General features: G+C 49.8%; 22 protein-coding genes. 7 read left to right on the top strand and 15 right to left on the bottom strand.

Going from position 1 to position 25,903, the window contains the following annotated elements; all coding sequences use genetic code 11:
• Window positions 1-43: 43 nt before the first annotated feature.
• Window positions 44-2,209, bottom strand: a complete 2,166-nt coding sequence (locus P9J64_03905; protein ID MDG5467459.1) for a carboxy terminal-processing peptidase — start codon at window positions 2,207-2,209, stop codon at window positions 44-46.
• Between the two features lie 150 nt (window positions 2,210-2,359).
• Here P9J64_03905 and P9J64_03910 point away from each other — a divergent pair, with 150 nt between their 5' ends.
• Both P9J64_03910 and P9J64_03915 read left to right on the top strand, forming a co-directional pair.
• A complete protein-coding gene (locus tag P9J64_03910) occupies window positions 2,360-2,803 on the top strand; it encodes a peptidylprolyl isomerase (protein ID MDG5467460.1) in 444 nt (147 codons plus the stop codon).
• A gap of 95 nt (window positions 2,804-2,898) precedes the next feature.
• On the top strand, window positions 2,899-3,090 hold the full coding sequence (locus P9J64_03915; protein MDG5467461.1) for a hypothetical protein: 192 nt from the start codon (window positions 2,899-2,901) through the stop codon (window positions 3,088-3,090).
• A gap of 132 nt (window positions 3,091-3,222) precedes the next feature.
• On the opposite strand, the gene P9J64_03920 is transcribed toward P9J64_03915, so the two are convergent.
• From P9J64_03920 to P9J64_03930, 3 genes are read right to left on the bottom strand one after another with little or no spacing between them, the layout of a single operon-like run.
• The gene (locus tag P9J64_03920) at window positions 3,223-6,573 is read right to left on the bottom strand and encodes a UvrD-helicase domain-containing protein (protein MDG5467462.1); all 3,351 of its coding nucleotides are present in this window, start codon (window positions 6,571-6,573) and stop codon (window positions 3,223-3,225) included.
• On the bottom strand, window positions 6,566-9,247 hold the full coding sequence (locus tag P9J64_03925; protein MDG5467463.1) for a PD-(D/E)XK nuclease family protein: 2,682 nt from the start codon (window positions 9,245-9,247) through the stop codon (window positions 6,566-6,568). The genes P9J64_03920 and P9J64_03925 overlap by 8 nt, the downstream gene beginning before the upstream one ends.
• Window positions 9,240-9,653 (bottom strand): VanZ family protein, encoded by a 414-nt coding sequence (locus P9J64_03930; GenBank protein MDG5467464.1) that lies wholly within the window; start codon window positions 9,651-9,653, stop codon window positions 9,240-9,242. The genes P9J64_03925 and P9J64_03930 overlap by 8 nt, the downstream gene beginning before the upstream one ends.
• 321 nt (window positions 9,654-9,974) lie before the next feature.
• On the opposite strand from P9J64_03930, the gene P9J64_03935 reads away from it, so the two are divergent.
• The gene (locus P9J64_03935) at window positions 9,975-10,499 is read left to right on the top strand and encodes a hypothetical protein (protein ID MDG5467465.1); all 525 of its coding nucleotides are present in this window, start codon (window positions 9,975-9,977) and stop codon (window positions 10,497-10,499) included.
• 152 nt (window positions 10,500-10,651) lie between these two features.
• Here the strand turns inward: P9J64_03935 and P9J64_03940 are convergent, their stop codons facing one another.
• The gene (locus P9J64_03940) at window positions 10,652-11,329 is read right to left on the bottom strand and encodes an MnmC family methyltransferase (GenBank protein ID MDG5467466.1); all 678 of its coding nucleotides are present in this window, start codon (window positions 11,327-11,329) and stop codon (window positions 10,652-10,654) included.
• 186 nt (window positions 11,330-11,515) lie between these two features.
• On the opposite strand from P9J64_03940, the gene P9J64_03945 reads away from it, so the two are divergent.
• Entirely contained in the window at window positions 11,516-11,710 is a 195-nt protein-coding gene (locus tag P9J64_03945) for a hypothetical protein (GenBank protein ID MDG5467467.1), read from the top strand.
• Window positions 11,711-11,798: 88 nt separating this feature from the next.
• Here the strand turns inward: P9J64_03945 and P9J64_03950 are convergent, their stop codons facing one another.
• Complete coding sequence (locus P9J64_03950; GenBank protein MDG5467468.1) at window positions 11,799-12,776, bottom strand: phosphotransferase; 978 nt, start codon at window positions 12,774-12,776, stop codon at window positions 11,799-11,801.
• A 226-nt stretch (window positions 12,777-13,002) separates the two neighbouring features.
• Here P9J64_03950 and P9J64_03955 point away from each other — a divergent pair, with 226 nt between their 5' ends.
• Complete coding sequence (locus P9J64_03955; GenBank protein ID MDG5467469.1) at window positions 13,003-13,461, top strand: thioredoxin family protein; 459 nt, start codon at window positions 13,003-13,005, stop codon at window positions 13,459-13,461.
• Window positions 13,462-13,524: 63 nt separating this feature from the next.
• Here the strand turns inward: P9J64_03955 and P9J64_03960 are convergent, their stop codons facing one another.
• The 9 genes from P9J64_03960 to P9J64_04000 all read right to left on the bottom strand — a co-directional run bounded on the left by P9J64_03960 (window position 13,525) and on the right by P9J64_04000 (window position 23,202).
• Window positions 13,525-14,865, bottom strand: coding sequence for an aldehyde dehydrogenase family protein (locus tag P9J64_03960; GenBank protein ID MDG5467470.1), 1,341 nt, complete (start codon window positions 14,863-14,865; stop codon window positions 13,525-13,527).
• A gap of 61 nt (window positions 14,866-14,926) precedes the next feature.
• A complete protein-coding gene (locus P9J64_03965) occupies window positions 14,927-16,081 on the bottom strand; it encodes a radical SAM protein (GenBank protein MDG5467471.1) in 1,155 nt (384 codons plus the stop codon).
• A gap of 39 nt (window positions 16,082-16,120) precedes the next feature.
• Window positions 16,121-16,531, bottom strand: a complete 411-nt coding sequence (locus P9J64_03970; protein MDG5467472.1) for a YiiD C-terminal domain-containing protein — start codon at window positions 16,529-16,531, stop codon at window positions 16,121-16,123.
• A gap of 71 nt (window positions 16,532-16,602) precedes the next feature.
• Window positions 16,603-17,076 carry an LEA type 2 family protein gene (locus tag P9J64_03975; GenBank protein MDG5467473.1) on the bottom strand — a complete coding sequence of 158 codons (474 nt, stop codon included), beginning with the start codon at window positions 17,074-17,076 and terminating at the stop codon, window positions 16,603-16,605.
• Between the two features lie 127 nt (window positions 17,077-17,203).
• Window positions 17,204-19,126: a 3'-5' exonuclease gene (locus P9J64_03980; GenBank protein ID MDG5467474.1), complete on the bottom strand. Its 1,923-nt coding sequence runs from the start codon at window positions 19,124-19,126 to the stop codon at window positions 17,204-17,206.
• Between the two features lie 141 nt (window positions 19,127-19,267).
• Window positions 19,268-20,563, bottom strand: a complete 1,296-nt coding sequence (locus P9J64_03985) for a hypothetical protein (GenBank protein MDG5467475.1) — start codon at window positions 20,561-20,563, stop codon at window positions 19,268-19,270.
• Window positions 20,564-20,602: 39 nt separating this feature from the next.
• On the bottom strand, window positions 20,603-21,007 hold the full coding sequence (locus P9J64_03990; protein ID MDG5467476.1) for a prepilin-type N-terminal cleavage/methylation domain-containing protein: 405 nt from the start codon (window positions 21,005-21,007) through the stop codon (window positions 20,603-20,605).
• A 13-nt stretch (window positions 21,008-21,020) separates the two neighbouring features.
• Window positions 21,021-21,731, bottom strand: coding sequence for a prepilin-type N-terminal cleavage/methylation domain-containing protein (locus tag P9J64_03995; protein ID MDG5467477.1), 711 nt, complete (start codon window positions 21,729-21,731; stop codon window positions 21,021-21,023).
• 256 nt (window positions 21,732-21,987) lie between these two features.
• Complete coding sequence (locus tag P9J64_04000) at window positions 21,988-23,202, bottom strand: NAD(P)/FAD-dependent oxidoreductase (protein ID MDG5467478.1); 1,215 nt, start codon at window positions 23,200-23,202, stop codon at window positions 21,988-21,990.
• A gap of 298 nt (window positions 23,203-23,500) precedes the next feature.
• Here P9J64_04000 and P9J64_04005 point away from each other — a divergent pair, with 298 nt between their 5' ends.
• Together P9J64_04005 and P9J64_04010 are read left to right on the top strand one after the other, a co-directional pair.
• The gene (locus P9J64_04005) at window positions 23,501-23,938 is read left to right on the top strand and encodes a hypothetical protein (protein ID MDG5467479.1); all 438 of its coding nucleotides are present in this window, start codon (window positions 23,501-23,503) and stop codon (window positions 23,936-23,938) included.
• Complete coding sequence (locus tag P9J64_04010) at window positions 23,935-25,785, top strand: PAS domain-containing sensor histidine kinase (protein ID MDG5467480.1); 1,851 nt, start codon at window positions 23,935-23,937, stop codon at window positions 25,783-25,785. Before P9J64_04005 ends, P9J64_04010 begins: the two co-directional genes overlap by 4 nt.
• Window positions 25,786-25,903: the final 118 nt, after the last annotated feature.

A 25,903-nucleotide genomic window follows, 5' to 3' on the forward strand; every position in this document is an offset into this window, starting at 1 on the left:
GGCCCTCCCGCTTTTGCGTCTAAATTGACCAGGAATGCAGAAGCTACTCTGCGCCCTTGCTGGCCATCTCTTTCTTCTGTTTATCAAGATCGAACAAGATGGCCATGGCCTCCTTGGCGTAAACATCTTTCAGAACAGACTCTATCAGTTTTTCCGTTGGATCCCGGTCTTTTTCGTCATCCTCTTCAGTGTCTTTTTTGTCATCATCATCCACAAGATCACCTTTGTCACCGTGTGGGGTTACGTCCAACCCCTGGAGATCATCCCTTTCCTTAACAACGTCAGCGAGAAGAAGAGATTGGCGGGTATCCCTGATACGCTCACCCATGGCTTCTGAGATGCGTACTATCTCAATAAAGTCTTCATTCTCAGCAACCCTGCCCTGGCTGTTTTTATCAAGGCTGGCACGATCCATTGGAGGCCATTCCTTATGCTCAACTTCGTCGATACGATCCCATGGCAGGCTGTTATCAAGATAACGCTCACCGTACTCATTATAACGACTGCGGTCGGGCAGGATGATGTCCGGAACAACACCTCGATACTGGGTTGAGTCACCCGTAACCCTGTAGAATTTCTGCGTGGTCATCTTAAGTGCGCCAAGAGGCATGTATTGACGCATATTCTTTAAAGTCAGGCTTTTGTCCAGATCCACAATGACCTGAACAGTCCCCTTGCCATGGGTATGGTCACTGCCGACGATTACGGCACGACCATAATCCTGAAGGGCCCCGGCAACAATCTCTGAGGCAGAAGCACTAAAACTATTGGTTAACACAACCATTGGACCATGATAGGCAATTTCCTTGCTGTAGCTATACAGAACCTTGGCGTCACCACCCCCATTGCGAACTTGCACAACAGGCCCTTCACCGAGAAACAAGCCGGCCACACCGACAGCATCAGTGAGGGCCCCACCACCGTTATTGCGAAGGTCTAAAATAAGCCCGGATATTTTCTTCTTATCAAAAGCATTCAGGGCAGCCTTGACGTCATCGGTAGAGTTACGGCCTTTACCGCCGTTACGGGTCGTTTCAAAGTCCCTGTAAAAGCTGGGAATCTTGACATAGCCATATTGATGGCCTGATTCAGGGTCTGCAACGACCGCTGATTTAACAAAGGACTCTTCAATAACAACAACATCTCGGACGATCGGCACAACGAAAGGTTTGAGCCCCTGTCGACGCAAAGTCAGACGTACTTCGGTACCTTTTTTGCCACGAATCAGGGCGACGGCATCACGGAGACGCATGTCGGTCACGTCAACGGGTTCATCCTTGCCTTGAGCGACAGCAAGAATAACATCGTCGGCATGTAATTGCCCTTGCCTGTCCGCTGCGCTCCCTGGAATCACCTTAACGACCTTGATATATCCATCCTCTTCACGCAAGGTCGCGCCGATCCCTTCGAGGGACCCTCGCATACTGATATCAAAATCCTCTTTCGACTGAGGAGGCATATAAGTCGTGTGAGGGTCGAAAGCACGAGAGAACGCGTTCAGGTAACGATCGTAATGGTCCTTGAGAGTTTCCTTTTTAAGGCGATCGAAGTAGGTACTGTACTGCTTGCGAACTTTTTCGCGTGCCTCAAGCTCCTTTTCCTTCTGTTCCTCTGGCGTGGCTTTGAGCGGATCTTCAACACCCGCATCTTCAAGCAGGCTAAGGTATCGGTTCAGGGTGCGGTATTTCAGGTCAAGACGCCAGCGTTCAGCTAAGGCTTCTTCAGTTTGACAGAAGTCAAGCTTCTCCGGATCCGTTTCATAGCCTTCGTCAACGTCAAAAGAGAAAGGCTCTGACAGTGCTTTTTCTGCCAGTAGCTCTGCACGGGAGATGCTGTTGGCAAGCAGACGGAAAGCGAGGGGAGCAAGGATGACCCGGCCGCTCTGCACTTCATCATCGATACGATCTTTGAATATTTCCAACTGGGAGACTTCTTCAGCAAGCAGTAGGCGTTTCTGATAATCCAATTGTTTGAGATAGAGCTCAAAAGCTGCAAACGAGAGAGTGTCATCGATTTCCTTGCCACTGAAATGGTTCTCCACCTGGCGCTTCAGAACATAGGTAAGAAGCCGCGTACGGTTCTGATCCATTTCATCAGGATTCGCCTCCGGAGTTGTTGCATTCATCTGTGCCGGAGCAATGAACAGACCTGTAAACAGCAAAGTCACACCGATCAGGAGTGCTCGAATCCATCGATTGTCTTTAAACATCTTCAATCCACCTTTTCATATATTTCAAAATTGTCTTCAGAGATTTGTTTATATCAATACAATGTAACCTAAATCCAATGGGTCTGGCAATCAACTTGACAATCATATTTGAACAAGTTATCAAAAAAGAAGAAAGGGCTCATGCTCAAAATGAATAAAGCACAGGAAGGCGACAAAGTCACAGTAACCTATCAGGGTGTCCTTGACGACGGCATGATTTTCGACGAGACGGAGGATAGCGCCCCTTTGGTATTTATCCTGGGAGAGAATGAAGTCCTTCCGGGGATGGAGATCGCCGTATTGGGCATGGAAGTCGGGGATCGTAAAACCGTCACAATACCTCCGGAGCATGGCTATGGTGTGCGTCAACAGAAGCTCGTTGAAGAGGTCAGCATAGAGGCCCTTCCCCAGGATCTTCAGCTTGATCTGGGCGGTCAACTGGAGGTCATTGCGGCCGATGGAACAGCCCACCAACTGGTTGTTGTAGAGCTTGGGGAGCAGAAAGTCACGCTCGATGGCAATCATCCTCTTGCCGGCAAGTCCCTGATATTACAGATTGAGCTTGTCTCCATAGACAGGCCAACAATCAACTGAACTGACAGGTAACTTTACAATAATATACGCCCTTGAAAAAAGTCACCGTGTTTATGATATAATTAGCTCAAATTCAAAAACGTACGAGGTGCACCATGATGATCAGAGTGATGTACAGTGACGGCAGGTTCGACATGGTCAAGCCTGGCATGCTCGACAACCTTCTCGACCGTCAGGTTGTCACCAGCTTCAAGCGCAATTCGGGCTGGGCAGTCGTCGGCAGAGATTCGATCCGCAGCTCGAGTCGTGGCAATTATCGCGGAATGGAAAGACGCCTGCCACAATAACCACCTGCCAAGTTAGCGCCCACATCTTCGCGGAGTCATTCGCGTGTGTTTGTTGAGCCATCGAACTGGCCCGAAGGTTGCTCTTTCGCATAATGAGCCGCATCGGGCCATTCTTGATTTAGAGATGACAATTCACAGTTCAAGCTCTGCCCATCCATCGAAAAGAGGAAAGTAGAGCGCCGTACGGATCTGAACCTCAGGATAAAGCTGTGCGACAAGTCCCTGATAGATTTTTAGTTGACCTTGATAACGCTCCAACTCCTTCCGGACAAAGCGATCTGGGTCTTCCCTCTCACCCGGACTGCTCGTCTTATAGTCAACAATCCAGCGGACACTATCTTCATCCAGAAAGGTGCGATCAATTGTGGCACGGATCAACTGACCATCTATAATGCCATTTAAGGCAAGTTCACAGGAGGCGTCTTGCTGAGAGCTAAGCAGCCAACGGCCTCGTGGGCTGCCAACAGTGTTTAGCAGGCAATTCAAAACGATTAGGGCGCAAGCATCCAATCGTGACAGAGGGATCCCTTGTGTGTTCAGCTGCGTTTTGAAGTCCTCCAACCGGGCCTCAAGAGCAACAGTTGGCCACATATTGAGTCCATCGCAGGCGATCCGTTCCAGCCAGGCATGGACAAGAATGCCGACAACGCGTCCTTCCTCAGTGAGACGAGATCTGACCGTGTCATCAACATAATGGCCGTCAGCAGAAGCCCGACGTGTCATGCCCTGATTCAGGACAAGACGTTCCGTTAGCACCGGGGGCTGCCAGGTCAATGGCAACCTTTTGATTGTAAGAGCCGAGGGGGCTTCACTGCCGCAAGAATCTGCAGCAAAGGCCTCTTTAGAGAACTCTTCAGAACAAGCCGGCCAGAGCACAGACAGAAGTGACCTGGAAAGTGGCACAAGTTCTCCAGCGGAGTTCATCTTCGCATGTCCAAGCAGGTGCAAGTGCGACTTGGCTCTGGTGACCGCGACATACAAAAGACGCAAGGCTTCGAAATCATCTTTCTCTTGCAGAATCTGCCCTATTGCACGATAGGTCGGCTCATCCTGTTCACTGACAAGGGGTGGAATCGGAGCCAAAAGCAGTCCGCAATCGGGATGCTCCAGCCAACGCAGCAGAGCCTTATCTCGTGATCTCACTCCTCGGCCCAGTCCAGGCAGGATCACGGTGTCAAACTCCAGGCCCTTGGCTTTATGAATTGTCATCAGCTGCAGATTTGGCCCGGCTTGCGGATCAGGAGCAGCATAGAGTTTTCCCAGGCGTTCTTCCAGAACTTCCAGTGGCCCTTCCATCGCAAGATCTTCCAGCAAAGCGAAAAATTGCCTGACGTCAACCAGGTCGGAAGCCTCAACACAGGCCGGCCCATTCAGTGATAGCCAGGTTGACTCGACCAGTCTTCTCAAGCTGAGTTTCCCACTGTTTTGCAAGGCCCGCTTAAGAACAGGAAGGATTCTCGCCAGCCTCTGCCTTCCTACGGGACTGAGCTGCTCAAACATCTCTATTTGCCCAGCGGGTTGAGTCAATAACTTCCAGACAGTGGAACGCGGGTCCTTACCACACAGACGGGTGAGATCCTCAAGGGAAAGTCCGCACCAGGGGGCCCGGAGCAAAGACAGCCAGGCGACTCGATCAGCATGATGCTGCAGAGCCCTTGTCAGGGACAGAAGATCCTGAACGACGGGTCTGTCAATCAAAGGATCGATATCCTGAGCCTGGTAGCGCAAATTATTGTTCTTCAAGGCAGAGACAATCGCTTTGAGATGAATCCGGGAACGCACAAGAACAGCCACCGTACCATCCGGATTATCTTGCTGCGCCTTCCTGATCAGCTCAACAACCCTTCCTGCCTCATTTTCGTCCTGTCTATCGACGTAACCATGAGTCGAAACCAAGGGACGATCAGCAGAGGCATTAAATGCGATCGCAGGAGAGAAGCCAACGGCGCCGCGGAGTTCGTCTTCGTTCGACGGGAAGAGGCTGGCGAAGTTATCGTTGACCCAATCAACGAGTTTTGCCTGCGAACGAAAATTCGTATTCAGAACAATACGTTCAATAGGAAGATCGTTGAAACCGCTTTTGCAAACACGCAGGTATAGACCAACTTCTGCCTCTCGAAAGCGATAAATAGACTGCATGGGGTCGCCGACAAGAAAAAGCGTACGACCATCACCCGGTTCCCAGCCAGCAGTTAAACGACAAAGCAGATCATATTGAGCAAAGGAGGTGTCCTGAAACTCATCGACAAGAATGTGACGGATTCGGCTGTCAAGCTGCAGGAGAAGCTCTTCAGGCGCGACAACTGACCCGAGTGCAGCATTTGCCGCTCCGGCGATCTCAATAAAATCAACCTGCCCTTGTGAACGAAATGTTTCCTTGAGTTCGACGACAGCCAGAGGGAGCAACTCAATCAGGGCCTGCAGAATTTGCCATTGGCCCTGGTCATAGGTAGTTGCCGGCAAACGACGCACAGCCTGCAGCAGTTCGACCACAGGAGATAGCTGCAGATCATTTAGCAGCTCCAGAACACGGCGCTTCATCTCCTGCGCCCGTGTCGTTTTATCAGCAGGGAAACCAATCGATTTAGTAACGCTCTTGCGCAAGCCTCCTGCCGAGGTCAACAACAGGTTCGCAGCTGCCGACCAGAACTCAAGGCCTTCATAATCGACGGGGTCGCAAGCAGCGACCGCAAAACTGTAATCATCGTCCATATTGCTTGCTGCGAAGCAAAGGAGCTCCGAAAGCTCCTCACAACGCTCGCGACCAAAAGCGGCATGGACCTGGCTCAAAAAAGTTGTGACGTAAAGCTGCAACGAAGACTCAAGTAGTTGCCGAGGGTCCTGTTGGTAGTTTGTCATGAGGTGACGCAACCATTGGTCACGACGTCCGAGCATGGCGACCAAAAGTTCACGCAAAAGAATCAGGCGATTATCCAGGTGAACCAGAAGTCGTTCTATGGCTTCCTGGCCAGAACCACCATTTTCAACCCTTGAGAGAAGTGATTCAGAGGCTGACAAGTACAGCTCTGTGGGATCATCTGTCACCCTTGGCTGGTCGCCAAAGCGCGACATCCAGGGCATTCTGCGTGTTATCAGAGAGCAAAAGCTGTCGATCGTGGTTAATTGCAATCGGGTCGGATTATCCAGCAGCCCCCACCCTTTTTGACGGTCACGCTCCAGCACAGCGCGAGCACGCTGCCACGTCTCGAAAGCATGAGGCTTAGCAGGAGGGTCATCATCGCAGGCACTTTCAAGAGCTTGCAATAATCGCAGCTTCATTTCACCGGCGGCCTTACGAGTAAAGGTGATAGAGAGGATTTCTTCAGGAGCCTCAGCAATACTTAACAGCGCCAACAGCCGCTGAACCAATAACTCTGTTTTTCCTGAACCGGCCGGAGCCTGAACAATGCAGGAGCGTGTAATATCGACTGCTGTCTGTCGCTCTCGCCAATCCGCAGGCTGTTGTGATTGCGCCTTAATCATCGCTATCAACCTCCTGCAAATCTGCCCCTTTTTCCATGATTCGACACAAACCCTTCAAGTCACAATATTTACAGGCGAGATCAGGATCAACGGGATCGACAAGCGCCTCACCACGCGCAAAAGCATTCCCCAGCTCAGGCAAACTTTTCTGCCAGTGTGTCAAAACATCGTCGAAAGAAAGCCAACCATTCTCTTCAATTTTCGAGCTGAGTTTACGTGATTTAGATCCCGGCCAGCTTTCCAGGTCACGTGCCACGCCACGAAAGCCACATTCTTTCTCTTTGCTGCGAACCACGGCAAACATGACCGCGCCTATCTGATCTTGCGACATACCGAGGCAATAAGCAGGCAGCTGTGGCTCAGTCACCCGGTCATCAAGCCACTGCAGGGGATCGGCTTGGCCAGTCTTGTAATCAATGATTGCGCAGGAGCCATCTTCAAGTTCATCGACACGATCAATTCGGGTGCGAATCAACAAGTCACCAATTTTTATCTGGTGACTTTTTTCAGAAGCAACAACACGGAAAGGTTTGCGGCGGGACTCCTTCTCAAGCCAAAGTCTCGCCAGCAGGAATAAGCGGCGGCGTTCTATCTGCTTTTGCCTCGGCGGAAGATCGCAGCGACGTTCTTTTTCGAGCCTCTCCAGAGCGCCGGAGACAGCATCACGCAGAGAGCTTACCAGCGCTTCTTCCGTTAAAGAAAGAAGCGTCTGCTGATCGACCGTCTTGTCCCAGAAGAGCTCAAGGACAGTATGCACAAGACTGCCACGGGACATATTATCAATACCTATGTCCGGCTCATCAAGCTTCTCGGCGCGCAGGCGGTGATGGGCAAAAGCGCGAAAAGGACAAAGGGCCTGGTCTTTGATGAGACCGGTCCCACCAGAAAAAGGCTTGCGGGTTGAGATCGGCGGACCCTGATGGTCGGACAATTCCTCAAGTACAGGCCGGTCTCTCCAGTAGGCCAAGTCAGGAGCGCAGGAGTCTGCAAGAGCCATGGAACCTTCTTCAATGTGGCGAATAAACGGGCTGGGTCTCTGTTCTGCTCCATTTTCGTGTCGGGGCCAGCTCAGCACAATATCGGGAGCAGCAGAGAAGAGGCGCGAGACGACCTGCTCGGCAAATTTACTTTCCCGCTCCGAATCTGAACGCTTCATTTGATAACGTCGTTGAACGGGGATTGGAATAAATGGATTCGGACTGGGCGGTCGAGGCAATGCAGAGTCGTGAAGACCGAGTATCCAGAGGTGATCGAAGATCAGTCCGCTCGCCTCCAACTCACCAAGGACCTGTACGGTACTTGCACTTCCCTCTGGTTGGAAATTTGTCGAAGAGATCATCCGTAAAAGAATCTTGACTGCTTCCGAACGCTTCATTGGTTTTGAGACACTATCAAGACTGGCCAGTTCACCAAATGCATCGCGAAGGTGTTGAACTGCTTGGTATTCACGACTGGAGAGACCACGAGAACCGGGCCAACCGAGTTTATGCAGGAGGTTGGTAAAAGACTCCGCCCAGGATCCTGGCATTTTTCTGGAGGATTGACGAAGGCTCTCATTCACTGTGTCCAGCAGTGAGATAAATTCAGGAACCGCGACAGAGTGTTTACTGGAGAGAGCTTTGAGTGTTTTTGACAGGCGGGACGGTGACCAGTCAAAGCGCCTCAATCGGCGAAGCTCACGATCAACCCTGGCGCGATTATCAGCTTCTGACACCCCTCCCTGGAGATATGGACTACGCAAAAGCCAACTGATTTCGTCATGGCCAATTTCAAGGCCAAGACGCAACAGACGCAGGGCCGCATGGACAACCCCCTCCCTTTCCAGGTTATGCCCAAGTGAGATATTGAAGGTATCAGGCGTCTCAACGCCGGAAAGAAGCGCTTCAGGATCAAGCTCAGCAGAAAACATCTGTTCGATGAGTGGCTGGTAAGCTTCAAGTTGAGGCGCAACGACAGCAATCTTTGCTGATGGGTTTTTCTCCAAAAGACCTCTGACCCAACGTGCACAACGATTCACTTCATCAACAGGATCGTCCGCCGTTACCCGCTGGCGCCGTACATTCAGACACGGCTGGGGCTGCCATTTTTCAACCACAGTGCCTACCGATGCCATGACTTGGCATAGATGAGCTATATCTGGAGAGATCTCGTCAAAACCGGCCAGAATGATTTTCTTTGGCACGGTGAAGCGTTGCTCAACAACGGCCTTGGCGAGCAACCACGGCAACTCAACCGAATCATGCCGGCCCTGGGTCGCTGCTTGGCCCAGCCATGTCTGGCGCCAACGCAAAAAAGCCCTGTGGTCTTCTGAGGATTCATCAAAGCCAAAATTCGCAGAGTATCGAACCAGCAACTGGTGAGCCTGCAAGGCTCGACGAGCTGTCTGCGGCACTTGAAGTAAATAATTGCCGCTTCGCTCAACATCATCAGCAACGATCTGCTCCCAGACATACTGAAGTTGGACCTGATTGAGAAAGTTTGGAAGACCTGCGACTTGGGTTTGGCAACGTTTCAGCCACGCGGACAAACCCAGAATTTCGGGGCGCAGCCATGTCGCTGCACCTTGTTCCTGTTGAACCTGGTCATATTGCTGTGACAGGTTTCTCGACAAGCGGTCGTTAACAGTTAAGACCAGCGAGCCTTCGTTGGCAGCAAGATACAGAGCCTTATCCATTACTTTTGTCCGACCTTTCATCATTGCAACAGGATAACTTCTGTATATGACGGAATACGACACAGCAAATGCAGACACCAATAGCATCTGCGAAGAGGTCCAGCCACTCAGCGGTCCTGCCGGTCTGTGACAGGAGTTGCAGAATTTCCAGAAGTCCGCCGTAAACAACAGCGGTCGTCCATGCCAACCACCAGGGTTTGTTCATAGAAAATGGCGGGCAGAGGAAAGCTTGCGCCAGCAAAATTGACAAGAGGCCATAAGCACCGGCATGTAAGAGCTTATCCCAACCCAGGACGCCGGGGAGTTGCGGAGGTGAAGACGTTAACGAAAGCCAGAGAATGATGAGTGCCCAAAGGACAGGTATGGATAGGCGAAGAATATGTGCTGACTTACTTCCTGGGTTCATGATGGGCGGTAGAGTACCTTAATTCTGAGGATAAAAAAAGACTCAACCAGAGGTTGTTGAATGTGGCTTCGGTCTGAAGCAAACTGGGTATGCTGTGTATAAATTTTTGCTTGTATCGAAGGTTAAGAAAATCTTGGACTAGGAGGCTTGGCTTTATTGAAGTAAAGCCTGCCTGTTAAGGGATTTCACCAAGGGTTTGCCGAGATGAATGATAACACTTTCTTCTGTTGGACTTTGGTCTCGCTGCCATGTATATTTTAGCTCTCATTATTTACAAGCATCTATTCCCTTAGGAAATACCTCGAAGATCTGGAGACAACAATGGCAAGAATATTATTTTCGGTTTTAACTCTGATTCTGTTTTTATCAACGACTGGGCACTCTTACATTAGAGACTATTCCAAGGAAAAACATCAGTGGACTTCGCAAGAGAGTAGAGCCTACATTTCCGGCAGAGCTAAATTTGAAGACGGCACACAAGTCATCAATTTGTTTGTCGTTGATTTCGATAAAGGCCTTGAATGCAGCCCCATATTTAAAATTGCCTTTATGGATGATTATGAATACGGAGAGGTAGAAAAGACAGTCCCCATGGATGCCGGGACGATAAAACTGTATATCGACAATAAACTTAGCTACGATGGGCCGATTGTTAACATCATTTATTCAAATGGTATTGAGTTCGGAGCCGTAATATCGCCTGAGGTGTTAACAAGCCTCTCCAGTGGTGACTACCTGACGGTAGAATTAGTCGACAAGATGGATATCCTGTTTAATCTGAACAACGCAAAAGAACATATAGATTCAGCGCAAAAAAACTGTTCACAAGGATTAACAACTGAATAGATTAATTTTAGAGCCCCCTTGCGGGAAAACCAGGGGCCACGGGTAAGCAAACAGGTTCACTGGCAGAGAATTATCCCTCGATGACCAGGATCAACTGATTGAAGCCTGGTCGTACAAGGGTATGAGCTGAAAAAACGGGAGCCCTCTCCTGATTACAGGCCCCGCTCAGCAATCCAGATAGCATGGAGATCACCTTTATTGTCCTGTTCGGGGACGCGGGTTTGTTTTACCTTGAAGCCAACCTTCCGCAAACGCTCCATAAAGTTACGGCTCGTCGCAGCCGACCAGACGGCCAGGATCCCTTCCGGCCGCAGAGAATTATAAGCCTCTGTCAAACCATCGGTTGAATAGAGCCAGTCATTTTTCTTACGGGTCAAGCCATTTGGACCGTTATCGACATCAAGCAGGATCGCATCATAGCTTTTCTTTTGTGAGCGAATACGCTTGGCAACATCCCCCTCAAGGATTGTGGTTCGTTTATCCTGTAACGGATGCTCAGCGTATTGGCCAAGAACACCCTTGTTCCAGGCAACCACACCCGGCACCAGCTCAGCAACCACAACTTCTGCATCCTCCCCAAGATGACGCAACGCGGCTGCCAGCGTAAAACCCATACCAAGGCCACCGATCAGGACCCGTGGCTGAGTACGGCCTGAGATTTTGCGACAGGCAAGTTCAGCCAAGGCATCCTCAGATTGGTGCGCCCAGGTATTCATCAGGACTCCCGAGCCCTTGATGCTGATGGAGTATTCCTCATCGCACTTAAAAAGTTGGAGTTCACCACCATTGCCCGGGATCTCGGCCGTATCAACCAATTCCGCCGCATCCATTGTTTCATCGCTATCTATTAAAAGCATAAGAATAATCTACTAAATATTGAGAGAAGATTTCAGGGGCCTCTAAATGCAGAGGTTCAAACCTTGAGTTGGAGTAAAAAGCGACCATTTCGATTTCGATCACCCCGAAGGATGTTATAATCTAGCCATTAAAGTTTATCATTACCACATGGAGGCCTTATGTCTGAAGAAGTAAAAGACGAATGTAAAGATCCGGCGAGACACCATCTGCATCTCTGTGAGTTGAGGAAACAGGGGCTTAAAGAGGAAGTCGCAGCCCTTATGGTCGATCCGGGACATACCTGTCACAATTGCAATGGCGTCGCCAGGAATGCTCTGGACCTCTGCAACCCGAGCCCCTTTGCCAAGATATGACTTCAAGAATCAAACAGGATAGACGTCAAAACCCATAACAACAAACGATTGCACGAAAAGAGCCCCTGCACTCACGGGCTCTTTTTTGTTACCCACCAAAGGATTCAATGATATCCCGCGCCAGGCGCTCACTATAGGCATTCAGCTTCCAGTGTCCGGGGCTCCAGCCTTTCAGGAAACGATGAAAATCGGTCCAGGCCAGGGGGAAAAGAGTTCGCCACTCCTCCTCTACCGCTTTTGCTTCAACGGAGGGTTGTCGTCTTGCCAGTGCCTGCTTAAGCTCTGTGAAGTAGCTATCCAGCAACCAGGCTTCTTGTCGCTCACACTCCCCGTCAGCCAGGCAACTGCCGATGAAGTAGGCGATGTCCTTCATCCCGCAACCACCGCCAACATATTGGAAATCGACCGCAGCAACCTGTTCTCCGCTTTCAGAAAAACAGAAGTTGGCGAGCTTTGCATCACCGTGGACAAATGTCTGGTAGCGGCTTTCCCGCAAGAGTCGGTCGATCGCTTTCGCTGCTTGCTTCAGAGGAAGGTCAGCGAGAGCCTCAAGTTCATCAGGACGCGTATCGAGATGCCAATAAGTCCCTTGCTCCCACAAGCCATCCGGCTTGCAGCCCATGAAAGTTGCGTGAAAGTTGGCCAGCCAACGCAGACAGGCCAGAATTTCCTGTTCTCCAACACTCTGCCTGCGAACTAAAAAACCAGCTTCATCCAGATCTTCAAGAACCATGAAGGTTTCTTCGTCGCGAGTCTCAAGGGCCAGGCATTGGGGGATCCGGCACCCTTCATCGCATCGGTCACTCCAGCTGGCGTACCAGGCGCTCTCCACTTCGTAGGAGCGCAGCTTCCTCAAGTGTGACCGGTTGGTGTTCCATCCGCGGGGATGATCTCCCTGTTCGGCAACATGAACATGTTTGACCACGACCCGCTCGCGTTCTGCACCGGACAAACTGTAGCGGCGGATAGTCCCGTAGCCACTCCAAAGCTCCTGGATCACTACGATGAGTTCAATATCACTGGCGCCCGTGGCTTGCTTGATTATGTCGGGAAAATCTTTATGCATGGTCTATATGCGATTCGTTGGTGAATTTTGCGTTCAGTGTATTTCCAGATTTAAAGAAGTCAGGACTTTATATCATAAACAGGAGACCATATTTATCATCTCTTAAACAATGAGATTAAAGCTCACCTGTTATGCAGAAACCAGCAGAATTAAGTCTCTGTTATAATGACGTTGTTTGCTAACATCACCGAGCAACAGGATTACAATTCATGCAGGGAGCCATCTTATGTCAGCACATAAAAGAGTTTTTTATTTATTAATATTGGCTGTCCTGTCTACAGCTATCCTCTTTTCCGCGGCAATACCTTCACATGCAGAGCTTGAGCAATGTGGCGTGTTGGACCCTTCATATCGCCCTGATCCTGCTGCCATCGCAACACTACAACAGGTTGCGCAACCAACTGAGATTGTTGTCTTCTACGGGGCATGGTGTACAGACAGCCATCGTGAAATTCCACGTTTCCTTAAAATTATCGAAACAGTGGATAATCAGAAGATTACCGTAACAGACTACGGTGTTAACCGCCAAAAGCAGGACGAATTAGGCAAGTTTGAAATATACGGCATTGAGTTCGTGCCGACATTTATTGTAATTCGCAACGGCATTGAACTCGGGAGAATTGTTGAGCGTCCCGACAGATCTTTGGCAGAGGATCTTGCTGCGATCATGTCTTCTGAAAACTGATGTCGTTACAAGAAAAAAGGCCCTCAAAACAGAACGCCTTTTTTGAATACTCTTTTTAAGTGGTTAGCGACTCAAAACACGAACTTGCGAAAATTGACGATGACCTTCAGGCGAGCCATGGAATCCAAAGCCACTCTGTTTGGCACCAACCCATGGCGCTTCACCTGAGCCGCCCACCCCCTGGTTGACACCGATCATGCCTGTTTCCAACTGCTCAGCGACAGACACAGCCTCTTTACCACCAAAGACAACAGCCCCCAAACCATAAGTCGAGTTATTGGCTCTTTCTACTGCCTCCTCGATAGCTGCATACTTGCTTATAGCAACAACCGGACCGAAGGTTTCCCCTTGTTCCATCAGCATATCTGTCGTCATGTCACTGATGACGGTGGGGTTGATATAACGCTCCGGTTGTTCTGATCCACCCAAAAGCACCCTGGCGCCTTTTTGCTCTGCATCACGAAGATGTTCGATGATCTTGCGATGTTGGTCAGCATTGATGATGGGCCCGATGTTGACGTTCGCCATATCCCAGGGACCTGTCTGATAACGTGAAGCGAACTCGACCACGTGTTCCTCAAACGGGCCTGCAACCTTCTCATCGACATAAATACGCTCTGTCGAAATACACATTTGCCCGGCATTTTCAAAACTGCTCGCAACAGCAAAGCGGGCAGCAGCCGCAATGTCAGCGTCGTGCATAACAATCATCGGATCGTTGCCACCAAGTTCCATGACCAGGCGCTTCAACTGCCCTGAAGCACGGGCCATGATATCTTTACCAGCCGCTTGCGAACCGGTAAAGGCAATCATGTTGACATTGCTCTCAACCAGCGCCTTACCCTGTTCACCATCGCCATGGATAATTTGCAGGACGTGTTGCGGAAGAACAGTATTTAGCAGGTCGACAAGAGCCTGAGCGATAAGAGGCGTCTCTTCAGAGGGTTTGAACACCACTGTATTCCCGGCGACCAGCGCAGGAACCATGAGATTTTTAGCCATCGCCAAGGGATAATTCCAGGGGGAGATAACCACGACAACACCGAGTGGCTGATAATCAATCTGCGTGCCTCCACCAAGATCACGCGTCTTAAGAGCGTCCATTGCTGATTGTGCAAGGGAAACGCCCCCATACACAGTGCTGCCCACTTCACCGGTAGAGCGGCGAAGATCCTTACCCATTTCTTTGCTCATGAGCACAGCCAACTCATCCACATGTGGTTCAACCTGCGAAAAGGCCTTTTTAAGAAGATCAACACGAGAGACCATACTCAGTTTGCGCCAGCTTTTGTATGCCTCACGCGCCTGAGAGACGACAACATCAACGTCCTCCACGCTTGCAACCGGAAGCTCACCTAACAGTTCACCATTGCTGGGATCGTACGATGCCAATAGTTTTTCCATTCAAATCTCCTCACAGTCTGACATAAATCGGTGACACTTTACCAATGTGTCACCGATTTACTCAGATAAACTGTTTCATCATTTCTAAAGTAAAATCATCGACATTGTCTAAGGTGACACGATGTGCGGTACGCGCTTTTTCAGCATGATTGCGTAGCTCAGAATCGTGCAGGTCTTCTAGTTTTGAGAAGATGCCCGTACGTCTACCAACCATGTAGATCAACTGTTCTTCAGGCGGCATCGCAAGAAAAGTTCTGAGGGGTGCCGTCATCCGCCCCTGGTCTTCCGGTAAACGCCCCTCCACCTCCTGAAACAAGTTCAGGATATGATCACTTTTCACCGTACTGGTAATGCCGTTGAGGTTATCAAGTAACAGCAGGAGTTCTTCAGCCATCGGCACATCGCCTGGCTTGATAAATGCCCCCGACTGAAAATCTTTGTAGAGCTCAATATTTTCCGGAAGTCCCAGAGTTCGAATGCGAATAAAATCGGGATTGATCTGATTCAGGGCATCAGCTGTTTCCAGTGCATTTTTCCTTGATAATGTCACCCCTCCCAGGCCAGGCATGAAATATTCGGAAAGCTCAATGCCGGCACGTTTCACTTTTTGGCCGGCAATAATGTGCGTCTTTTTATCAACCCCTTTTTTCACAAAATCGAGCACCTCGTCACAAGCTGACTCCATACCGATGTGAATCCTGTTCAAGCCAGCAGCAGCGATACGAGCCATATCGTCATCACTGATACGGGCGATGGTATGAGAACGTGCGTAAGACGTGACCCTCTCCACCTGAGGAAAGGATTTCTGCACATGCTTGAGAATTTCAACAAGATCATCGGGTTGAATAATCAGAGTATTGGCGTCCTGTAGAAAGATCGATTGCATCCCCCCTTGGACCCAGATCAAAGCAGCATGCAAAGCCATCCGGTCGCTTTCTGGCTGCCCTGCCATAAGGTTCATGTACTGACGATGCGCTGCTCCGTCAGATTGAGCCATGATTTTTTGAATTTCATCGACATAATGACGAATCACATCGATGTCTTTGATAATGTGACTTACAGGGCGGAAGCTGAATTTCTGGCCCTTGTACAGGCCACAGAAGGTGCAATTGTTCCATGGGCAATTCCTGGTAATTCTGAGCATCAAGCTTTTTGCTTCACTAGGTGGTCGAATTGGCCCAAGTTCAAACCCTTCGTATTCCTCACAGGTTTTCATATGTTTGCTTCCTTTTCACCCTGCTCGTCCACATAAAGGTCAAAGACTTTGCACATACCATGTAAAGCAACCAGAGCTCGTCACCTTCCCCTCATCGTCCTTGACTGAGACATCAATGACGATGAGAGCGCGTCCTTTTTTCTTAAAATGTTGCATAAACTTAGTGACGGCCTTTTGGGACACTTCAGGGAATGCAGAAATACTTCTTTGGGCGGGGCTTTTAAACTTGAAACGCGAATCTCTCAATACAGGAAGTACCTTACCAACCAGTTCAGGGAAAAGCTGCTGCATGTAATCACCAGTGGCCAACTCTGCCAAAGAGTACTGGGCGCTCGCGGCAATCGTTTGCAGGTGGTTGTAGAGGCTTTCATCAAAGGTCAGCTCAAGAACCCCTGAATCAGACTTTTTTAAGCCGATAGTTCTTGCAAAGGGGATTTCTATGATTTCCATAAAAGCCTCTTTCTTATCTTTTCCTGCATCATCTCGTATTGAGCTCTTCCGAGTCAGGTCTTTTTTCAGTTCTACTGTCTTGCAACTCCCTGCAGTGAGATCTTGCCTTCTTTAACAACATGAATCCTCGGCCGGAAGCTGCCAATATCGAGTTTTGCATCAAGCTTGTAATCAAAAGTCTCCTGCTGTGATTGTAACAAACCAGCGAACAGACCGATGCTGTTGAGAAGATCAGCAGTCGCGATCAGGACAACATCACCTTCTCCATAGGCCTCAATCGTTGGCAGGTTGTTTGAGACCCCGGTCAGAACTTTGTGCCCTTCAAGGGTAACAGAGTAGACAAGGCCATCGAGCTTGAGAGAAGAACGGTTCGGGTTAACGATATGCAATCCAATCTCGAATTTAGGGACCGCTCCTTCTGAAGGGAGGACACGAAAAGAGGTGATCCCCACAGTCGGTGTTTCAAAGCCCGGCTCCAGGCTAACACAACCGATAGCGGTGATGAAGAGGGCTATACAGACGACAAGTTTGGAAAATCTGGTCATGATTATCTCCTTAGTGCCGCCCTGAGTAGACAGACATTGAGTCATAATAGCAATTGTAAGGCACTGAAACCACCATTGCCTACAAGAACAAGCATTATTGATGGCTCGGCAACCGGGAACAAAAAGGCTAAGCAGATAAAAGTGGTGAAAGAGATTCGTTGTGATAGACGGCCAAGCGGTCACTGGCACGGGTGATAGCGACATAAAGCAGGTTTTTCCCCAGGTCGGTTACCGGATAAGCCCGCTGCGTCGGATTCCAGAGGATCACTCCTGAGAACTCCAGGCCTTTCACCTGGTGCGCATTGGTGATGAGAATACCCGGTTCGAAAGAAAGATCTGCGGTCTGTAGCCGCACTCCCCGCAAATCTCTCAAGGCAGCGTAAACCGTTTCGGCCTCATGTTTAAATCGGCATATGATCGCGGTCAGACTGCTTTTTTCGCGTTCCAGCAACACGCCCACTGATCGCCGCAACTGGCTGAGTGCATCGAATTGAGTGGCAAAGTCATGAAAACGCGGTTCCGGCCCTTTGTTGACAACCTTACCTACGGGTCGTCCGGAGACCCTCGAAGCCAAGGCCATGATTTGACGTGTAGAGCGATAGCTGATATTCAGCTCACCCGAAGAAAGCCCGGCATTCTGCAATTCCATCTGAAAAGCAGAGAAACCGGCCGAGTCGACAAAATCGTGAATTTTTTGTTTTTCATCGGCGCAAACCGTCAGGCTTCGCCGCTGGGTGGTGGCAAACATGAGGGCGTGGAGTTCGACCAGCGAGAGATCCTGCGCCTCATCCACCAGCACATGATCATACCAACCAAGCGCATCGGCCAGTTCCATGCCCGGTTTACGTAGTTGGCCAAGAAGAATCAGCACTCCGGCATCGTCAAAAGCAATCTCTGTGCTGTCACCCGCTAAAAGTCTGCGTCCCTGTCGACCGAGCGCATCAAGATTTGATAAATCCCCATAGTGCCGTCGCCACAAAGCCGATTCGGCATAAAACGCGCCAAGGTCTTCGAGGAGCGAGTCCGGGCCAGGAGTCTTTACATAATCAAGTAGAGCAGCATAGATCCCAGAGCTTTTTTTCAAGGTGGTGAGCCCACCCTCACCCGTAGAGGTAAAGCTAACCTTGATACCAAGGGAGCGCATCGCTTTAACCGCCCAGGAATGGAAAGTCTCAACCGGCAGTTGATTGGTCAGTAGATCGACCGAGGTCTTCTTGACATAGTTGCGCAGCGACTTGTTAAACATCACCACCAGGCAGCGTTGCGCCCGGAAACGTTCTGGCTGGTTGAAAATCAGGAAAGAAAGCCGATGCAGAGCCACCGTCGTTTTGCCACAACCTGCGCCACCGGTCAGATAGAGGCAGCCTTCATTCTTGCGGGTGATCAGTGCAAACTGCTCCGGTGTAATCAGGGAGACAATATCGACCATGCGGTGATCACCGCAGATCTCCTTTTTAGCCACGCTGGAGTTTTGATGCGCTGGCTCACCCCAATCACCGTCTCGTTTTTCGAATGCGCCGGCCCCGGTCTGCAGGGAAAGCAACTCGCGCCTGGAAATGCCATAGGCAATCTTCTTTTCAATCGTTCCGCTGCGCTCCCGATCGCCGATATCGTCTTCGTACTCTTCCCCCTCCTCCCATTCGTAATAAAGTTTGGAGATCTGGGCTTTTCGCCAGTCGGTGACCATCACCTTTGAACCGACCATCAAGCTCTGCTTGCCGAGAAGTATATGCCTGCGGCCGATTTTGGGGTCGTCGTCGCAAATCGCGATGCCGGCCAGATAAGGCGACGCCATCTGCTCAAAGGGAATAAGGTATTTCGCTGGATCGTACTGGGAAAGGTTCTCTATCTCGAGCGTTATCTTATCTATTTCGCGGGGATTGTTGCTGTTGAGGCGATCGGCTTTTAAAACCCGTATTTTTTGATAATGGCTGCTTAATTGTTCCTTGCGCTCCCGTCCGTAACGGTCTGCCGCTGCACAAATCGCGACGAGTCGCTGCTCTTCTTCAGAGACAAAAGCCGTTATCGCGGAATCAAGGGTGTCTTGCATGTTGCTCTCGATAATTGGAAGGGATCACTCGCAAAAAAGAGCTTCGGAGAGTAGCTGTTTTGAATCGGAACTTCAACCACCTTATTAAACAACTGCAAAGAGGAAGGATTGGTGACGTTACCCTAGAAAGATCTCTGATATTTAGAGTTGTCGCCAGTTGATCAGCCTGTAACCCAGGGAGTTTAAAGATTCACCCACGGCACAGCTGTCGTAGTAGATTTCCAGGCCACCATTCAAAGTCACAGCGTCTCCAGACATGACGGCGCCGGTAATGTTCACCCCTGAGCCACCACCGTTGAAGGTGACAGTGCCGGTCACCACGACCAGTCCGGTCCAGGTAAAGCCGCCTCCAAGGGTCAGGTCGCCATCAATGATCAGAGTCCCAAAACCATCAACATCCGACATCTTCAATCCGCCAACATTCCCGGACGTTTCCGAATAGACGGTGACAAAGCTGGCCGCGCTGCCGTAAGTGTCTCCGTTGACATCAGCGGTCAGGGTGACCATCGATGAGGTGGATTCCTTGAGAGTATCGACGTAGTTACCGAGGTCAAGATCATCAACACCATGATCGACCACGCCAACCACATTTGCTCCACTGATCGACGAAGTCGCCGGGTCGAGCGTGTAGATGGCAGGCACGTCTGCCACGATACCACAATTATCAGCACCGGAGATGGTTGCCGAGTTGCCGTTTCCGCTTAAATCACCCTCGGAATAAATAGCTCCGACGACCGGAATGCCGGGGTTTCTGATCACTTCCGCTTCGGTGACATTCAAACTGTCGCCGTTGATGCCGTAGGTGGTGACAATTTCCACCGGGTGATGTTGCGTCGCGGTCGACGAAGTGAACTGCATGGCCTTAGCCTGCTGTGAGGGGTCGCCGTAGCCATAATAAATGACGTTCCCCCGAGACGCGTCAGTGTTGCCCAGAGTGGTGCCGTCGTTATCGAAATAATGAGGGTAACCGGTCGTATGGCCTGACTTCTCAGCGTCGTATTCGCGTTTGTGCCTGATCCGCACAAAGTAGCTAAGATCACTTTGCCTGCTATTAGGCTGTATCGTCGTATTTGTGAGGTTGCCGGAGATTGGGATGTAGTTTGTCAAGTCACTGTCGTAAAAGCGATCGTCAGCTGTCGACCATGTGTCAGAGGTCAGGAGATAGGCCGACCAGTTGGGAACGACGAGTCCCGCAGAATCACCCATATAATCCGGAGAGGAAGGGCTTACTTTAAGCCTTCTCATGGCCTCCGAGAGACCGGACTCTGCCGAAAAGAAAGATTGCAAGGCCGCTTTTTGTTTTCCCACTGCTTGCAACTCTGTGCTGGTGACCTTAAGCGCAATCATGCCGAAGATACTCAGCAATGACATGACAAGCAGGCAGATCAGGAGTATTGAACCGCGATCTCTGCCTGGAAGGTGGATTTCTTTATTCATAGGGGCAGGTTCCTGTATTCTTACTGGGGAAAGCTCGACTCATTGCTTAAGAGAATTGATGGTGAGGCTTTTACTCTCTCCCCTACTGTTCCACGTCACTGACAGACTGATCGTTTTCATTGCAGACAACGGGACATTTTCACGAACGGTCCATGAGACATTGTAGTTTGCAATGGGGTTTGGCCCATAAGGACTGGAGGCTTCATCCAGGTTCGCATCATCATAGGGAGAGCTCATCAACTTTTCCATCTGTGAGTGAGCAATCTCAGTCGCCTCGGTGATAAATCTCGCCGAAGAGTTGTGTTGAATAGCCGTATCCAACATCATTGCCACAGCCAGTAGGCCAACAGCAAAGATAGACACAGCGATCAAAACTTCAACAAGAGTAAAGCCCTTCTCACGACATAGGTCCAAACCATTCACAGGTTTCTGAGTTAAAGGCATTTCAACTCCCGACTCAATCATTGAGGTTACGGATGTGAACCTGGGACGTCAACAATCTGCGGCGATAACCGTCGTTCTGGGCGGGGAGGATTTCAGTCCCCTGCAGGTTTACATATGAATTTGTATTCGTATATGAAGGATCTTCCTCTTTTGTTCGACCGATGATGGCTATCTGCACCGAGCGAACATCTTCAATCCGCGAGGCAACCCCACCATCCTCGGTGAGATAAATAAAGTTAAGGATTTCGATGTTGTCACTCAAGGGGGTACCGTTCCTCTTCAGAACCATACCGCTAAGAGCGTAGGTTATCACTTCTTTTTCCCCACAAGCACTGCCATCACCATTCAGATCCTGAGAAAAGCTCAGTGAGCTCACTGTGGTTTCAAGGAACCCGACCGATTCCGCTTCCATCACGAGTAAGGTTGCAGCATTGTCAGCTTCATCTGTGGTTCCGTCACAATCATTATCGACACCGTCACTGGTCGCTCTAAGCTCTGTCAACCCGCCTGGGTTGTAACCTGTTTTCCGGATATCACGCTCCATGAGAGACATGCCAAAACGCAGGCCTCGCTGCAACTCCACGACCTGGTCCTGAGTCGCATAGGTTTTCGTTTGCGGTATAAAAATCGAATAGAGAGCTGACATGACTATCCCTGTAATGGTCAAGGCGATCAGCACCTCAATCAGGGTAAAGCCATGAGAGTGTTTTTTTGCATTATTCATGTCACCCACCTGTGCATTTCCGCCATGAGTCATACATATGGGTAGTGCTATAAGTGTGCCGTATGCATAGGCGCCGATCACTTAGGGACCGAGATGACGTTCCATTGGCCCTTTGCGAAACAAAGACACCTGGCTTCAAGTGTCCAGAACCCGGTTTCTTCTCAAAAATCATGCATTTATTGCAGATTGTTTCACGAGTTTTATGCACACCTTAAAGCAGGAAGCTCTTCGACAAGCATTAATCAACCTGCGGTGATTAGTTTAACTTGGCCGCGATAAACGCAGTGGTCCAGGCCGCCTGAAAATTATAGCCACCAGTGATACCGTCTACATCCATGACCTCTCCTGCAAAGTAGAGGTTTTTACACACCTTGCTCTGCATCGTCTTGAAGTCGACACTCTCCAGGCTCACCCCTCCGCAGGTCACAAACTCTTCCCGAAAATGAGTTCGTCCATTAACATCATAGACATCATTAGTCAGCACACGAGCGAGACTGTTCACTCCGCTCTTACCCAATTCTCCCCACTTTTTTGCAGGCGGCAAGCCACTTTTTGCGATCAGGTGAAGCCATAACCGTTCGGGTAAGGCAAAGGGCCTGACGTTGGACAAGATCTTTTTCCCATGCGCGTTGCAGAGCCCTTGAAGTTGGGCAAAGACCTCATCATAATTACGCACGTTAGTCCAGTTGACCTGGACTCTGAACAGGTAACCGACCTCGTGCAGCAACCTCGCGCCAAGCGCCGAAAGTTTCAAGATTGCCGGACCGCTCATCCCCCAATGAGTGAACAGGACGGGGCCATCGCTTTTGAGTTTGGTGCCCTGGATGCTGACAAGGGTCTTTTCAACAACAACCCCCATCAATTCGGCAACCTCTTCATCGGGCATTTTAAAGGTGAACAAGGAGGGAACAGGATCTTCAATTTTATGATGTAACTTTTCCAGCCACAGCAAACCGTCCCTGCGAGGAGAACCGCCGCTGGCCACGATCACCTTGTCAAAGCAGCGGGCTGACGTTTTTTCCCCAATAAAGGTCAGGTGTAATTTGCCACAGACTTCATCGATGGCTTTTACACCTCTACCGGGTTCAACCGCAATTCCCAATTCACGGGCTAGCTCCAGGAAGCAGTCAATGACGCTTTGAGAATTTTGCGAGCGGGGAAAAACGCAGCCATCCTCCTCGACAACCAAAGCGACGCCGCGAGACTCAAACCATTTCATCGTATCTTTGTTATCGAAAAGGTAGAACGCTCTTTTTAACGCTTTTCCTCCCCGGGGATAGGCCTCGGAGAGTTCTGCATTACCTGAGCAGTCGTTGGTGAGATTGCAGCGACCGCCACCGGAGACTTTAACCTTGGAGAGGACCTCCTTTGATTTCTCAAAGATGGTCACCTCAGCGTCCGGATAATTTTCCTTAACATTGATAGCCGCAAAAAAACCTGCCGCACCACCACCGACAACAGCTACATCCACATTGTGACCTCGTAACCTTTCAGCCCTACGGGTTTGGTTATCATTTGATTCATCTTAGTAAATAACCGAAATTTTTCCAACACATGGCTTCTTTACTTCCCCGCGCCGCCCTTGTCGTTTCTTCTTGCGATTTCTTTAAGTCTCTAAGGGCCTTACATCATTCGGACCGCAAAGGTTGCTTAGAATTCCGGAGCGAGAGCTCTATCTGAAAGAGACCGGCTCAAACCTTTACCTTCCCGATATTTAGAGTAGATTGTTATTATATCATCTCACACATGGCTGCACGGGGAAGACTCCAATGCTTACAGGACGTCTGCAGGCGACATTGTTCTTTCTTGCGTTATCAGTTAACACCAACCCCGCCTGGGCCGTACAGGCCCATGGTGGAGCCGAGGGTCTGCTTTCCCACCAGATTGGCCATCTCCTGTTTGCAACCGGTATGGGCTATTTGCTTTTCCGACTTCGCACCATGCGCCAATCAGGTAGAGGTTGGCTTGAGTTTAAAACGAGTATCTGGCTGCTCATTGCCTGGAACGTGGTGACCTTTACAGGTCACTGGATGAATGAATTCATAACCAAAGAGCAGTTCATCAAGGATCAAACAACCATCCTTTCTTTTACTATCGCAAACCTTCCTGATGCGATTTACTACCTGACAAGACTTGACCACTTGATCCTGGTCCCTTCTTTTACCTTCTTGCTTCTAGCGTTAAGAAAGAGGGGGATGCCGCAATGAATGCTCCGTGGAGCCTTGTCGTATTCGTTGATATTTTAGGTTCTGTTCTGATGCTGCTGGTTTCCTGGTGGTGTGCGCTATACGCCCGGCAGTTGATCAAAAATAAACCTGACGATGTTTTCCGAAACTATATCTTCCTCTTTACACTGGCCATGTTGTTTTTTGCCGTGTCTCGTTCTTTCGGTCATCTGGTCAAGCAAATCCTGCTTTTGAACGGCATGGAGAACATCTGGGCACAGATCGCTCCCTTTAGCGGTGCCGTAAATTCAACGACTTTCATTGTGATCTTTGCACTAAGTCTCTCTTTTTACCGCTTCCAGAAAGTTCATTCAGAGATTGAGTATTACAAAGACAACCTTGAAGTCAGGATCAAGATACGAACAGCAGAGCTTGAAAACTCGAAGAACACGCTTGAAAACATTCTCAACAACTCCAACCCCATTAATATTACATCCATAAACTTTGATCAATTACAAGCCAACAAGGCCTATTATTCGCTGTGGCCAAAAGATCGCAACAATGCAGATATAATTAAATGTTATGAGTCACGGCCAGGAGACCATTGCCATACAGATGATTGCCCTCTTAAGCTTATTATCGAGGGGAGCGAAGAAGTCGTTCAGGAGGTTTCAAAAAACCTCAATGGTGAGATCAAGAGCTTCATTGTTACGGCGAGACCCTTTTACGATGTTGATGGCAAATTAATCGGCATGGTTGAAAGTTTCCAGGACATAACCGAACGCAAGAGGGCGGAGAAAGCAATGCAGGATAGTGAAGAACGCTTTCGCCAAATATTCGAGTCCAACCCGGACCCGGTCATCCTGGCAAGGTTACAGGATGGTACAATCCTCGACGTTAACAAGGCCTTTGAGAATGCGACAGGGATCACAAGGGTTTCGGCGCTGGGCCACAACTCGGAAGACCTGGCCCTCTGGACAGATCAGAGTCAAAGGGAGTCCTTTCGAAAGGCACTGCAAACGCATGGTGAAGTCGACAACTATGAGGCCAGCTTTCGAGTCCATGGAGGACAGAATAGAACAGCTCTGGTTTCTGCCCGCATACTCAATCTCCACGACGATTCCTGCATCCTGCTTGTCATACGTGACATTACCACCGAAAAAGAAGCAGAGCGCGTTCTGATCGAAATGGATCAGATGAAGAGCGAATTGATAACAACAGCCGCACACGAACTGAACACGCCCCTGAGTGCCATAATGGGTTACACAGAACTACTGATAAGCCCGGAAATCTCCGGAGACCTGAGCAAGGAACAAAAGCTGGGTTTTCTCCACGAAATATACGACAAGGGAGACGCTCTCAGCCACATCATTGACAATCTCCTTGACATTGGCCGCATCGATTGCGGGCAGCCAGCAGCCCTGGACCTGCATGAAGCTGACTTCGTGGAAGTCTTGGGCAAAACGATTGCCTTCTTCCGCTTGCACGACAAGGAACACACTTACACCCTCGACATACCGAAGGAGCCTGTGAAGTCGACACTTATCATCGACCGCCATCGCATCAACCAGGTTCTCGAGAATCTGCTGAGTAATGCAATGAAGTACTCACCCAAAGGCACAGAAATCATGCTAAAGGGCAGGCTGCAAAAGGAGGGGTGGGAAGTTCGCGTCATGGACCAGGGTATCGGAATGGAACAGGAGCAACTCGACCAAATTTACGACAAGTTCTACCGCGCGGATTCATCAGATACCTCAATCGGCGGCCTCGGCCTCGGCATGAGCATCGCCAGGCAGATCATAGAGTCACATAGTGGAGAGATCAGAGTGGAAAGTGCCATGGGTGAAGGGACCACGGTTATATTTAACCTGCCTTTCTCTAAGAGCTGACTTGAGGTGTATCATCGAAGGGAAGATGTTAAGACTGATTTTTTTGAGTTAAAAGCCAAGGCCTCCAGGAAGTAATCCTGACGGCCTTGGCTTTATAGCAGTAAAGATCGTCCAATTG

The organism is Deltaproteobacteria bacterium IMCC39524 (genome assembly GCA_029667085.1).
Taxonomy (GTDB): Bacteria; Desulfobacterota; Desulfuromonadia; order Desulfuromonadales; family BM103; genus M0040.